The 11988-nt window shown below is 67.4% G+C and carries 11 protein-coding genes; 5 read left to right on the top strand and 6 right to left on the bottom strand.

Translation table 11 applies throughout. The features are described from left to right. From VNO22_01055 to VNO22_01035, 5 genes are all read left to right on the top strand, one after another. The coding region (locus VNO22_01055; protein ID HXG59936.1) for a prenyltransferase/squalene oxidase repeat-containing protein at positions 1 to 1242 on the top strand (1242 nt) is incomplete at its 5' end. A gap of 79 nt (positions 1243 to 1321) precedes the next feature. Then, positions 1322 to 1987: a DUF1080 domain-containing protein gene (locus VNO22_01050; protein HXG59935.1), complete on the top strand. Its 666-nt coding sequence runs from the start codon at positions 1322 to 1324 to the stop codon at positions 1985 to 1987. A 51-nt stretch (positions 1988 to 2038) separates the two neighbouring features. Continuing rightward, a complete protein-coding gene (locus VNO22_01045; GenBank protein HXG59934.1) occupies positions 2039 to 2971 on the top strand; it encodes an aspartate carbamoyltransferase catalytic subunit in 933 nt (310 codons plus the stop codon). Then, complete coding sequence (locus tag VNO22_01040) at positions 2968 to 4191, top strand: dihydroorotase (protein ID HXG59933.1); 1224 nt, start codon at positions 2968 to 2970, stop codon at positions 4189 to 4191. Before VNO22_01045 ends, VNO22_01040 begins: the two co-directional genes overlap by 4 nt. Beyond that, positions 4182 to 4628, top strand: a complete 447-nt coding sequence (locus VNO22_01035; GenBank protein ID HXG59932.1) for an NYN domain-containing protein — start codon at positions 4182 to 4184, stop codon at positions 4626 to 4628. Before VNO22_01040 ends, VNO22_01035 begins: the two co-directional genes overlap by 10 nt. 1 nt (position 4629) lies before the next feature. Here VNO22_01035 and VNO22_01030 read toward each other — a convergent pair whose 3' ends face one another. From VNO22_01030 to VNO22_01005, 6 genes are all read right to left on the bottom strand, one after another. Beyond that, positions 4630 to 4992 carry a hypothetical protein gene (locus VNO22_01030; GenBank protein HXG59931.1) on the bottom strand — a complete coding sequence of 121 codons (363 nt, stop codon included), beginning with the start codon at positions 4990 to 4992 and terminating at the stop codon, positions 4630 to 4632. Between the two features lie 95 nt (positions 4993 to 5087). Further along, the gene (locus VNO22_01025; GenBank protein HXG59930.1) at positions 5088 to 5792 is read right to left on the bottom strand and encodes a gamma-glutamyl-gamma-aminobutyrate hydrolase family protein; all 705 of its coding nucleotides are present in this window, start codon (positions 5790 to 5792) and stop codon (positions 5088 to 5090) included. A gap of 78 nt (positions 5793 to 5870) precedes the next feature. Beyond that, a complete protein-coding gene (locus tag VNO22_01020) occupies positions 5871 to 7097 on the bottom strand; it encodes a LeuA family protein (protein ID HXG59929.1) in 1227 nt (408 codons plus the stop codon). Further along, a complete protein-coding gene (locus tag VNO22_01015) occupies positions 7094 to 8179 on the bottom strand; it encodes a hypothetical protein (GenBank protein HXG59928.1) in 1086 nt (361 codons plus the stop codon). Before VNO22_01015 ends, VNO22_01020 begins: the two co-directional genes overlap by 4 nt. Before the next feature lie 178 nt (positions 8180 to 8357). Then, on the bottom strand, positions 8358 to 9572 hold the full coding sequence (locus VNO22_01010) for a hypothetical protein (GenBank protein HXG59927.1): 1215 nt from the start codon (positions 9570 to 9572) through the stop codon (positions 8358 to 8360). A 10-nt stretch (positions 9573 to 9582) separates the two neighbouring features. Continuing rightward, a complete protein-coding gene (locus VNO22_01005) occupies positions 9583 to 11571 on the bottom strand; it encodes a fibronectin type III domain-containing protein (protein HXG59926.1) in 1989 nt (662 codons plus the stop codon). Between the last annotated feature and the right edge of the window lie 417 nt (positions 11572 to 11988).

The following is an 11988-nucleotide window of genomic DNA, read 5'->3' as shown; positions in this document are numbered from 1 at the left end:
CCGGCGGCGCCGAAAGCGCCTCCACCGCCCGTGGTCGCCGCTCCGGCGGAGGCTCCCGTGGAAAGCCCGGCGGCGGAGCGGCCCGCCCGCCCTGCCGCTCCGGCGCCCGCCAAGGCGCGACCGAACGCGGCCACGCCGCCGCCTCATGTGATCGAAGTCCGCCGCACGCCGGAGGAGGCCGTGCGCGCCGGTGTGTCCTTTCTGCGGACCCTGGCGGGCGGGGAGCCCCGTACGGACGAGCTGGTGCTCTGGACGTTCGTCCACGCCGGCGTTCCGGAGAACGATCCCGACCGCCAGCGCCTTCTGAAAGCGATTCTGGATCGGCGCCTCGAGCGCACCTACAACGTGGCGCTCCAGGCGATGATCCTGGAGGAGATCGACCGCGTGAAGTATCAGCCGCGGATCGCCCAATGCGCCCAGTTCCTGGCGGACAACCAGTGCCGCAACGGCCAGTGGTCGTACGGGGATCCGTCGATCTTTGTGGACGACCTGGCCGTTTCGGTGCCCACGCGGGACGTCCCGGCTATCCGCGCGCCGAAGGCGGTCCGGGAGTTTCCGTCGGGCTCCGAGCGCACCAAGCCCGAGGTCCGCCGGCGGATCTTCATCCGCAAGATGCGCGAAGGGCCCGAGGCGGGGGATAACTCGAATTCGATGTTCGCCGCGCTCGGCCTGCGGGCCTGTTTCGAGGCGGGCGTCGAGGTCCATCCCTCGGTTCTGGAACGCGCCGCCGCGTGGTGGAGGTCGGCGCAGATCCGGGATACGCGCGCCCCGGGCGGCGCCGACGGCTGGTGTTACGGGGGCCGCGACCATGCGGGGCACCGGGGCTACGGGTCGATGACCGCGGGGGCCGTGGGGAGCCTGGTCATTTACGACTATCTTCTCGGGCGGGACTGGCGGCGCGACCCGGAGGTGCGCGCGGGGCTGGAGTGGCTGGCGCGCCACTTCTCGGCCAGGGAGAATCCGGGTTCCCCCGAGCACGGCGGCGGGCGGTCTTCCTACATGTTCTATTACTACCTCTATGCCCTCGAGCGCGCGGCGATCCTCTACGGCACCGAGACGATCGGGAAGCATGCGTGGTACGCGGAGGGCGTGGAGGCGCTTCTGGAGACGCAGCGCTCCAGCGGCGCATGGACCTGCCGGGAGGGCGGCCACGAGGTGTGGGATACCTGCTTCGCGCTGCTCTTCCTCCGCAAGGCCGTTCCGCCCCTTCCCGGCCCGCCTGTCGAAACGCAGCGCCGGTGAGCCCGGCGCGAGAAATCCTTTGACGCCGCCGCCCCGCGGGATGTATCTGAACGGCGTTCTTTCCCCCAGGAGAACGACGATGAACCGGATGCTGGCGCTCTGGACCCTGGCCGCCTCCACGGCGTGCGCGTCGCCGGGGCAGGACTCGTCCGAAGAGGGATTCGTGCCGCTTTTCAACGGAAAGGACCTTTCGGGCTGGATCTACGGCCGCAAGGGGAGCGGCGAGAACAAGACCGGCCGGGGCTACCAGGTCGAAAACGGAATCCTGTTCTGCACGGAGAAGGACGGCGGAAATCTCTTCACGGAGAAGGAATACGGGGATTTCGTCTTCCGCTTCGAGTTCCGGCTGACCCCGAACGCCAACAACGGCGTCGGCATCCGCGCGCCCCTGGAGGGGGACGCCGCCTACGTGGGCATGGAGATCCAGATTCTCGACGACTCGGGATCCAAGTATCAGAACCTGCGGCCCACCCAGTATCACGGCTCGATCTACGACGTCGTTCCCGCCCGGCGGGGGCACCTCAAGCCCGTCGGGGAGTGGAACGAAGAGGAGATCACCGCCCGCGGCCGCCGGATCACGGTGAAGCTCAACGGCGCCGTGATCGTGGACGCGGACCTCGATGAAATCCGGGATGAGCAGGTTCTGCGCAAGCATCCCGGGCTCAGGAACGCGAAGGGGCACATCGGCTTCCTGGGCCACGGCACGCGTGTCGAGTTCCGGAACATCCGGATCCGGGAGCTGTAGCTTCTTCCCGCCGTTGCCAGGCGCCGCGGGGTGTGATACACTCCCGCCCCGATGGCGCTCGAGGCCCTCCGGACCCGCTGCCGGGCGTGGACGCACCGCCACCTCCTCGGGACCCGCGACCTTTCCGCCGACGACATCGCGCTCGTTCTCTCCGTGGCCGAGGAGCTGGCCGCCCTGCGGGAGGAGGTCGCCCCCCTGCGCGGCCGGCGTCTGTTCACCTTCTTCGTCGAACCCTCCACCCGCACGAAGACGTCGTTCGTCCTGGCCGCCCGGCGCCTGGGCGCGGAGGTCATCGACTTCTCTCCCTCCGCCTCGAGCCTGGCCAAGGGCGAAAGCCTCAAGGACACCGCCCGGACGATCGAGTCCATGGGGGTCCACTTCACGGCGATCCGGCACGGCGCCTCGGGGGCGCCCCATTTTCTCTCGCGCCTCGTGCGGAGCTCCGTCGTCAACGCCGGGGACGGCGCGCACGAGCACCCCACGCAGGCGCTTCTCGATCTTCTGACGATCCGCCAGCGCCTGGGGCGCCTCTCCGGACTCCGCGTGGCGCTCGTCGGGGACATCGCCCACAGCCGCGTGGCCCGCTCCAACCTCTGGGCCCTACGAAAGCTCGGGAACGACGTGACCCTGGTGGGTCCCCCCACGCTCGTTCCGCGCGACCTCGACGCGCCCGTCACCCACGACTTCGACCGGGCGCTCCGGGAACACGACGTCGTCATGATGCTTCGGCTCCAGCTGGAGCGCCAGCAGGCGGGGCTTTTCCCCTCGGTTCCGGAATACGTGCGCTTCTTCGGACTGACGCGGGAGCGTCTGGCGATGCTGCGGCCCGGGGCGATCGTCATGCACCCCGGCCCCATGAACCGGGGCGTCGAGATCTGCGCCGAGGCGGCCGACAGCGACCGGTCCGTCATCCTCCACCAGGTGTCCAACGGCGTCTGGGTCCGGGCGGCGGTGTTGCTTCTCCTTTCGGAGGCGGCGTCGTGATCCTGATCCAGGGCGGCCGCCCGTTCGACGTCCTCGTGGACGGCGGGAAGATCGTCCGCGTGGGGAAGATCGCCGACCGGGCCGAAACCGTCCTGGACGCGCGGGGACTTATCGTCGTTCCCGGCCTCATCGACATGCACGTGCACCTTCGGGAGCCCGGCCGGGAGGACAAGGAGACGATCGCCTCGGGGGCGGCGGCGGCGGTGGCGGGAGGGTTTACGAGCGTGGCCGCCATGGCCAACTCCGGCCGTCCCTGCGACGACGCCGCCGGCGTGATCTACGTCCTGGAGCGCTCCCGGCGGGCGGGAATGGCCCATGTCTTTCCGGTGGGGGCGGTCACCCGGGGGCTCGAGGGGAAGGAGCTGGCGGAGCTGGGGAGCATGGCGGAAGCGGGCGCGGTGGCCTTTTCCGACGACGGCCATCCGATCCTCGACTCCGAGCTCATGCGCCGGGCGCTGGAGTACGCCCGCATGCTCGACCGCCCGATCCTCAGCCACTGCGAGGATACGACGCTCACCCGCGGGGCCGTCATGAACGAAGGCCGCGTCTCCGCGGAGCTGGGGCTCCGGGGGGCGCCGAACGCCGCGGAGGCGATCCTCGCCGCGCGGGACGTCTACCTGGCCGCCCTCACGGGCGGGCATGTGCACCTCTGCCACGTGAGCGCCCGGGAGACCGTGGACGTCGTCCGGCGCGCCAAGAAGCTGGGGATCCGCGTGACCGCCGAGGCGTCGCCCCACCACCTGACGCTCACCGACGAACGCCTGCGGGGCTACGAGTCGCGCTTCAAGATGAACCCGCCGCTGCGGACCCGCGAGGACGTGGAAGCCGTGGCCGAGGCGGTGGCCGACGGGACGATCGACGCGATCGCCAGCGATCATGCGCCCCACACGGTGGAGGAGAAGGAGCGGGAGCTGGCGGCCTGCCCGAACGGCGTCGTGGGGCTCGAGACGACGCTCGGGGCGGTTCTGACGCTCACCCGGATCCCCTTCGAACGGGCGATCGAGGCGATGACCGCCGCCCCGGCGCGGATTCTCGGGCTGCGCGCGAAGGGACGCCTCGAGCCGGGGGCCGACGCGGATCTCACCCTGATCGATCCGGAGGCGACCTGGACGGTCGATCCCGCCGCGTTCCGCTCGCGCGGCCGCTCCACGCCGTTCGAGGGAATGACCCTGCGCGGCCGGGCCCGCCACGTCCTGGTCGGCGGCCGGCTGTGTTTCTGATCGACGGGTACAATCTGCTTCACGCGATCGCCGGCGGCCGGCCCACGGCCGAGGCGCGCGAGCGGATGGTGGCGCGGGTCGAGGCCTGGTGCCGCCGGGAAGGCTACCGGGCGCGGATCGTCTTCGATCCCACGGCGGGCCTGCGCGCCCTCGAGACCCGCGGCGCGGTCGAAATCCGGGGCGTTGCCGAGGGCCGCACGGCGGACGAGGAAATTCTACGGACGCTCGCTTCGACGTCCGACCGGACGGCCTACACCGTGGTCAGCGACGACCGGGCCATCGCGACCGGGGCCCGGAAGCGCCGCTTCCGGGTCGTCTCGTGCCGGGAGTTCCTGCGCCGGCTCGAGGGGCCGGGTTCCGGCGAGCCCCCCGAGCCGGGCGGCGTCCCTCCGGGCGAGGTCGATTACTGGATGCGCGAGTTCGGGCTCGAGGAGTGATTCACCCGAGCGCCAGGTAGAGCGCCAGTCCCGCCAGGCCGATCGCCAGCCCGATGTGCGGCACGGGCGTGTCGCGCACGAGGTGGCGGAAGAAGGCGGCCCAGCTCCAGTCCGGATTCCACCAGTCCGTGTGGATGACCAGATGGTCGGAGAACTGGCGCACGTGGAGCGCGCGGTCCTCCCGGTGCTCCCGGTATTCCTCCACGTGCTGTCCGAACTTGGTCCGGCCGAGAGGACGGGCCACCCGGAGGTCGAAGCGGGAGCGCAGGTACTCCAGCCACGGCAGCTCCAGCCGGACGTACGTGTTGGGGTGATCGCGGAGCCATTCGACGCCGGCTCCGTCCAGAGAGGTCCACTTCAGCACGGCGGTCCTTTCCAACGGCAACGGCCACTTCACTGAACCGCGGGGGGCGGGAATGTTAGCCGTCTTCGCCGTCCCGAGGCTGGAACTTCGGCGCCTCAGGGAGGTCGGCCGGCTTCCGCCACGAGCGCCCGGAAGAGGGCGCGCTGGCGGCGGTCGCCGGACATCCGCTCGGGATGCCACTGGACGCCCACGACGAAGCGATGGCGGGAGCTTTCGACGGCCTCGACGACCCCGTCCGGGGCGTACGCGGCGACCGAGAGGCCCCGGCCGATCTCCCGGCAGGCCTGGTGGTGCCAGGAATTGACCCCCGTGTGCGAGCCGCCCAGGATCTCCCGCAGCTTCGAGCCGGGCGTCACGTCCACCGGATGGCGCACGCCTCCGGCATGGCGCCGGACTCCCGGGAGGTCCGGGAGGTGCTGGTGAAGAGAGCCTCCGAGGGCCACATTGAGCTCCTGGCAGGCGCAGCAGACGGCCAGAAGGGGAAGGTCGCGACGGAGGACCTCCTCGAGGACCCAGAAATCGCTCTTTTCGCGGTCGGGGTGGAGAAGCCGGGTCTTGGGGTGGGGGGCTTCGCCCCAGCGGCGCGGGTTGACGTCGGGGCCGCCCGTCATGAGGACCCCGTCCAGGCGTTCGAGGAAATCGGACGCCTCGCGGCGGGAGCGGAAGAAGGGCATGAGCAGGGGCGTGCCGCCGGCCTTCCAGACGGCGTCCACGTAGAGGCGGTCGAGGGCGTAGGTGGGGTCTCCCTCGGAGGTCGTCAGTTTGCAGTTGATGCCGATGAGGGGGCGGCGGCGCTTCATGGGAGGAACCGCAGGAAGAGGAGCCCGGCGACGACGATGAAGGCGGCCAGGACGATGGCGCCCGCGAGGAGGGCGGCCTCAGGCTTTGTTTCGGAGGACATCCCAGATCTCCTCGTCGTTCAGGATGCGGTCGGAGCGTTTGGCGCGTTCGAGGACGGCCGCGATCAGGGATTCCTCGGGCCGCACTCCGTGGCGCTCCATCCACCAGAGGACGTTGGAGCGTCCGCTCATGGGGCCGACGGTGATGACCTGTTCGCGGCCGAATTCGGACGCCGGGACGCCGGAATAGACCCGGTCGGCGAGCGCGCGGTCTCCTTTCCGGAGGGCCTTGAGAATGGCCGCGGCGTGGACTCCCGTGGCGGTTTCGAAGGCGTCCTTGCCGACCACGGGGTAGCCGGGCGGGATCGGGACGCCGCAGTATTCGGACACCTTCCGGCAGTATTCCGCCAGGCGGGTGAGGTCTCGGTCGATCCAGCCCAGGAGCTTGAGGTTGACGAGAATCTGGTCGAGCGGCGCGTTGCCGACGCGTTCGCCGATCCCCAGGGCGGTGCCGTGGACGCGGTCGGCGCCGGCCTCGATCGCGGCGACGGCGTTCCAGACGCCGAGGCCGCGGTCCATGTGGCCGTGGAAGTCCACCTTGACGTGGTTCAGGCCGCGCGAGGCCAGGAAGGCGCGGACGTACCGGACGAGGCGGGCCGTGCCGTAGGGGGTGGCGTGGCCGCAGGTGTCGCACAGGCAGATGCGACGGGCGCCGCACTCGATGGCCGCAAGGTAGAGGCGCTCGAGGTCGGCCGGATGGGCGCGGGTGGTGTCCTCGGTGACGTACATCACCTCGAGCCCTTCGCGGACGGCGAAGGTGACGGCGCGGCGGGTGTGCTGGAGGATGTCCTCGAGGGTCCAGTCCTCGGCGTAGCGGCGGATGGGGGAGGAGCCGATGAAGAGGCAGGCCTCGATGGGTCGACCGGTTTTCTGGACGATCTCGACGATGGGGCGGATGTCGGCCTCGAGGGTCCGGGCGGCGCAGTTGGCGGCCAGGCGGAGGCGTTCCTCCTGAAGGGCGCGGGCCAGGAGGAGCGTATCTTCCTTCACGGTTCCTCCGGCGCCGGGGAGTCCGATATCCGCCGTGTCGATGCCCAGGGCGTCCATGAGGCGGAGGATTTCGATTTTCCGGTCCACGGGAGGGTTGACAACGCTGGGGGACTGGAGTCCGTCGCGGAGGGTTTCGTCGTCGAACTCGATCGGGCGGGGGGGACGCGGCGGGGCGTCGCCGTCCCGGTTCCAGTCGTAGATGAGGTCGGGCGTCACGGGGAACGTCGGAAAAGTTCGATGAGGGCCTGGAGGCGTCGTTCGAGGGATTCGAGAAGCGAGCGGGCTTCGGCGGGATCGCGTCCGAGGGCGTCGAAGAACGCGACGCCGCTTTGGGCGAGGCCGAGGATCTCCTCGTGGTGAACCGCGTCGGCCGCGCGGCTCAGGAGGAGGAGGGTTTCGACGTAGCGGCGGCGGGCGGCGGCGACGGCGGCGGGGTCTGCAGCGTCGAGGGCCTGGCGCAGGATCCCGCGGGCTTCGGAGGCCAGTTCGCCGCGCAGTCGGGTGAGGTCTTCGGGGCGCGGGGCGAGGGCGGCCAGGAGCTTTTCGGATTCCACGTAGAGCCGTTCGTTGCCCTGGAGGGCCTGGGGGCCTTGGCCCGCGGCGGCGAAGTAGGCCGTGGCCAGGAAGAGGTTGCGGAGCGCCTCGAGGCCGCCGTCGGCCACGCCGCTGAGTCCGAGGAACCGCACCGCGGGATCCTGCTGGGCGCGCAGTTCGATCTCGAGGCAGCGGCGCCGCCAGTCTTCGAGGCGTTTCTTCCATCCCTCGGGGTCGGGGGGTTTCCCTTCGGATTCTTTGAGGCGCTCCATGACCTCTTCGGAGAGGGCGCGCACGGCGCGGACTTCCTGGGCCAGGCGGGCGCGGACGGCGTTCTGGGCGCGGACGATTTCTGGGGTGGAGCCCACCTGGATCGTGCGGTCGGCGTGCCGGCGGGGGAGGGTGTCGAAAGGGGGCCCCTGGAGACCGGGGTTGAAGAGGACCTGGACGCCGTAAAGGCCGGGGAGGACGCCCTTCGGATAGAGCTCCTTGGGGAAGAGGGCCGCCTCGTAGGAGAAGCGGCCTTCGCGGACGAGGACCGCCCCGCGGTGGATTTCGGCGCCGTAACGGATGTCGCCGAAGTAGAAGTTGATCTGGAGCCGGCAGCCGTCGGGGAGGGTGGTTTCGCCCTCGCACCGGAAGCCGGGGCCCTTGCGGGGTCCGGCGGGAAGCTCGGAGACGGTGAAGGCGATGGGGGGAGGGGCGTCCTGGGAGGGGGCGGCCGGGGCGGAGAGGAACGCGATGAGCGCCGCGGGGATGGACATTCGGCCTCCTTGCGAGGGGCTCGCCCGACGGGATCGATGATACCGGAGGGGCCGGGGGAACGCAACCTCGCCGGCGCCGTCTTGTTCGCTCACGTCTACGCATCTCCCGAGCAACCGTTCGGGGTGGAGACTGCCGCCATGAAGCGGACTTCGGAGATGTTTTCCGGCGGCTCCCGGCCTACTTGGGGGCGGAGGTCGGCTCCTCGGCCAGGAGTTCGGCGAGTCGCTCGCGGGGATCGCAGGCGTAACCGAAGTGGCGCAGGCGCGCCTTCTCGAGGTCGGTCAGGGGCCCGCCGATTTCCAACTGCAGCACGAGGATCGCGTCGAAGGTGAAATCGGAGATCTCGCTGAGGGAGCCGCTTACGAAGCGCTGCACCAGGGGCGCGACGGGAAACGGGTCCTGAGGTGCGTCCCCTTCGAGCCACTTTCTGCGGAAGATTTCCATCGCGTTCTCGGACTTTTGCAGTTGCATCTGCCAGTAGTCCAGTCGTTCTCGGAGGGCGTCCTTCAATCCCTCGAACCTGCGGATTTCGGCCACGCGCAAGGCCCACAACTCGTCTCGGACATCAGGGTGATTCGGATTGCGAAGGATGGCGAGAACCGCGGCCTCCGCATTCGGAGACAGGAGGATCTCCAGCAGCTTAATGCGATGCTTGACGGAAAAGACGAGGTCGGAAGGAGCCGCCTCGATGGTTTGAAGCTCAGCTTGAACGCCTTTCAGAGTCGCCAAAGAAAAGGGATCCGGCCAGCTCGTGACGGCGTCCAAGGCCGACAACCATCGATCCTGACACTTTTTCCAATAAAGGGTTCGATGGACGCCCTGCGGATCGGCGGCGGCGAGGAGGGCAAGCGCCTGCTCCCCCTCTTCCTTATTGGGGAGCGAAGCGATTCGAACAAGTTCCTCCTCGGCTTCCTTGCATCCCTGTCTTGCCAGGTACCCGAGCAGGACGATTCCATAACGTCGCCGGTGACGTTCAAGCGACGTGTCCCGCACGGTATTCAGGGCGAACCGCAGGACTTCTTCAGGATAGACAGCGGCCAGCAGTCGGCTTTCTCGGCGGCCGGTCCTGGCTTCTTCTTCGAACAAAAAGTTGCGTTCGTCATTGAACCCAAAGTCGGTCTTGATCTTCGTGCGGGAGAAACGGTCGCTCAGGCGCGTGAGGAGGGCATGGATATCGTTCAATGAGGACAATCTGCCCGGGTGCCCTGGAAGAGGATTTTCCGGGCGGGTGGGCGAGGGCGCAAGAGCATGATCGGCCGTTTCGCGCGTCGAGACTCGTGGAGTTGTCGGACGGCCGGCAGGCGCGGGGTCAACGCGCTCTTTTCGCAGCCACGTAACGATGGCAAAAAGCGCAAGGGCCAGAGCCGCAAGGCCATGAAAGACACGATTCATTGCCGGCACGCTACCAGCGAAACCTGAAGGAAAAATGCGCCTCCGAATTCGTGGATAGTTTAACAGCCTGCGAAAATACGAGCCAACGATGTGTTTCGAAGCCGTAGTCGGGGTCCGCCATGAGGTTCCAGTTCAGGGGATTGTAAGGGGAAGAATTGGGATGAACGTCTCCGAAGATGGGTCTCATATTGTTTAGCCGCCCCGAAATGTCTTCTTTGACGTCTTCCGCATGGGCCACCATACCCACGGCATGACAGATCTCATGTGCGAGCGTCTTGGGATCCCCGTTATCCGCCAGAATGATGAATCTGCCGCCTTTGATGGGCTGCGTCACTCCGGCGATGATCTCTGAGGGGCGTGTCCGGTTACCTATCCGCTTGCAAAGAAAAACATGGACGCCATAGGCATTCTGGCCCACCAATTTATCGACAGCAAGAAAGTCGTCTGTGGCCGACGTGTAGGCCCTCGTTGTTCCGTCTCTGAAAGTGTAAGTCACGGTCTCGCCGACCTCCATTACGGATCCACGCATGGGCAGCTTTAGATCCATGGCGTTGTCGACCACGTGATAAAGCCCTACGGCTCCTTGATAAAGATATGTTTCTGCTTGGCTCGTAAACCAATCTGCCCATTCCGAGCGCCTTCGCCGTCTCTCGTTGTCATCCGGAGCGTCAGGGTTGATGAAGAATTGATTCCTTTGGCCGTTCGGGTCCAGCCATTCAGTCCTGCCCGTCTCATTGGAAGGAAATCTATAGATGATGGCTACCTTGTTAAGACCACTCAGGAAGAGAGGCAGCCCTTGGGACCATTCGGGAAAGCCCTCAACCTTCGCCGTATAATTCAACATTGCCCATTGGACGTCGGTCAATTGTGAATTATTGACGGCGATGCGGGTCACCTCGGCTTGAGATGTGGGTGGGGGATTCCCATGGCTGTCGGGATTAAGGTTCGTCATGTGGATACGATTGGCCGCGCGAAATCCATACGAGAAACCGCTTCCCGCCAGGAGTTCGCTGCGGCCTACGTAAGTCATCGAGACTTGGTCGCCCTCGGTGACTTTCTTGAAAACGTAGGCGCGGTACATGGACGTTGGGGATGGTTCACTAGGGCCCTGGTTGGGGCGGTACAATTTGAGGTAAGGGTTGCCCGTGAAGGCGACGACGAGTTGTCGTGCTGCGCGTGTGCCCTGCGCAGGCGTGGAACTTTCGCTTCGGCCGGCTCCGCTTTGCGCGACGATCTTGTAGTAATAATTCGTGTTCAGCTCCGCGGTAAGGTCGACGTAATGAGGTTGCGTCAGACCGGATGAGAGGGCGATAAAAGGCCCGTCCGGAGAGGTCGAGCGAAGAACGATGTAACTCGCGGCTTCTTCCACAGGCGTCCACGAGATGTGGAGTCCTTCAAAGCCGGGCGTAACTTGCACGTTCTGGGGTGCCCGCGGCGTGCCCGCCGCCCAGCGTACGGCCGCGTCCAGAAGGGCGTACCCCGCCTGGGTCAGGGATGCGCCCGCGCCCGCTCCGAGAAAAAATCCGATGCGACGGCCCGCGGGCCAGGAACCGTAGACGCTGAACTTTTCGTAGCAGAAGATGGCCGGTCGGTAAGGGTCCGACGGAAGCCGGGCGATATGGCTCCCGAGATGCGCAATGCCCCATGAGAAGTTTGAGGGAGTCGATACCACCTGCACGGTTCCCGAAAGACCGGCCGACAGGGAACCGCCTTCGCTAAGGATCGTGATCGAGGTCTCCCCGACCGCCGTGCCACGGGTAGGGGGCCACCCGTCGCCCGGAGTCAGGCCCCAATCGTCGAAGACGTCGGGCTGGCACACCACCAACGGGGTCGGCAGGGAGGAGAACTTGGTTCGCAGGTCCGCCTCGGGGGCCGTGTAGGACACGAAGACGAAGGCCTTGCCCTCCGCATCGACGTTCGTCGCGGCCGCCGCGGAGATCGTCCGCGGGGCATAGCCCAGGGCGAGCAGCCGGTCCCGCACGGCGATGTCGTCGGGCACCAGAGGGCCGCTTCCAACGACGAAAAGCGCGGGGATCGACTCCGGAGGGGCGGGCGTGACCGTCACAGGCTCCGACGGAGGTCCGGTTTGATAATCGGCCGAGACTCCTGCGACGGCATAGAAATAAGTCGTTCCATTGAAGACGTTGTCGTCCGTCCAAGACGTTTCCCCGGCGAAGCCGACTTCTTTGGTAGATGCCCTCCGGCGACTCCGATCGGAAAACGGCGTATCCGGAAGCCCTTGGCGCCGCATTCCAGGAGAGGACTACCCGGCTGTCGTGGGGCCAGGCCGAGAACCCCGTGGGAGCCGGCGGAGGCATCGAACGCACGTCGACCCGCTGCACCATGGCCGGGTAGAGCGCCCCGTTCGTCCGAGCATCCGCCCCGTGATTAGGCGCGCGCCGGATTGCTATACTGC

It is taken from the genome of Planctomycetota bacterium, from assembly GCA_035574235.1.
In the GTDB taxonomy this organism is placed as follows: Bacteria; Planctomycetota; MHYJ01; order MHYJ01; family JACPRB01; genus DATLZA01.
Note: the sequence above shows the minus strand (reverse complement) of the source record. Positions and strands in the feature narration are given on the sequence as shown.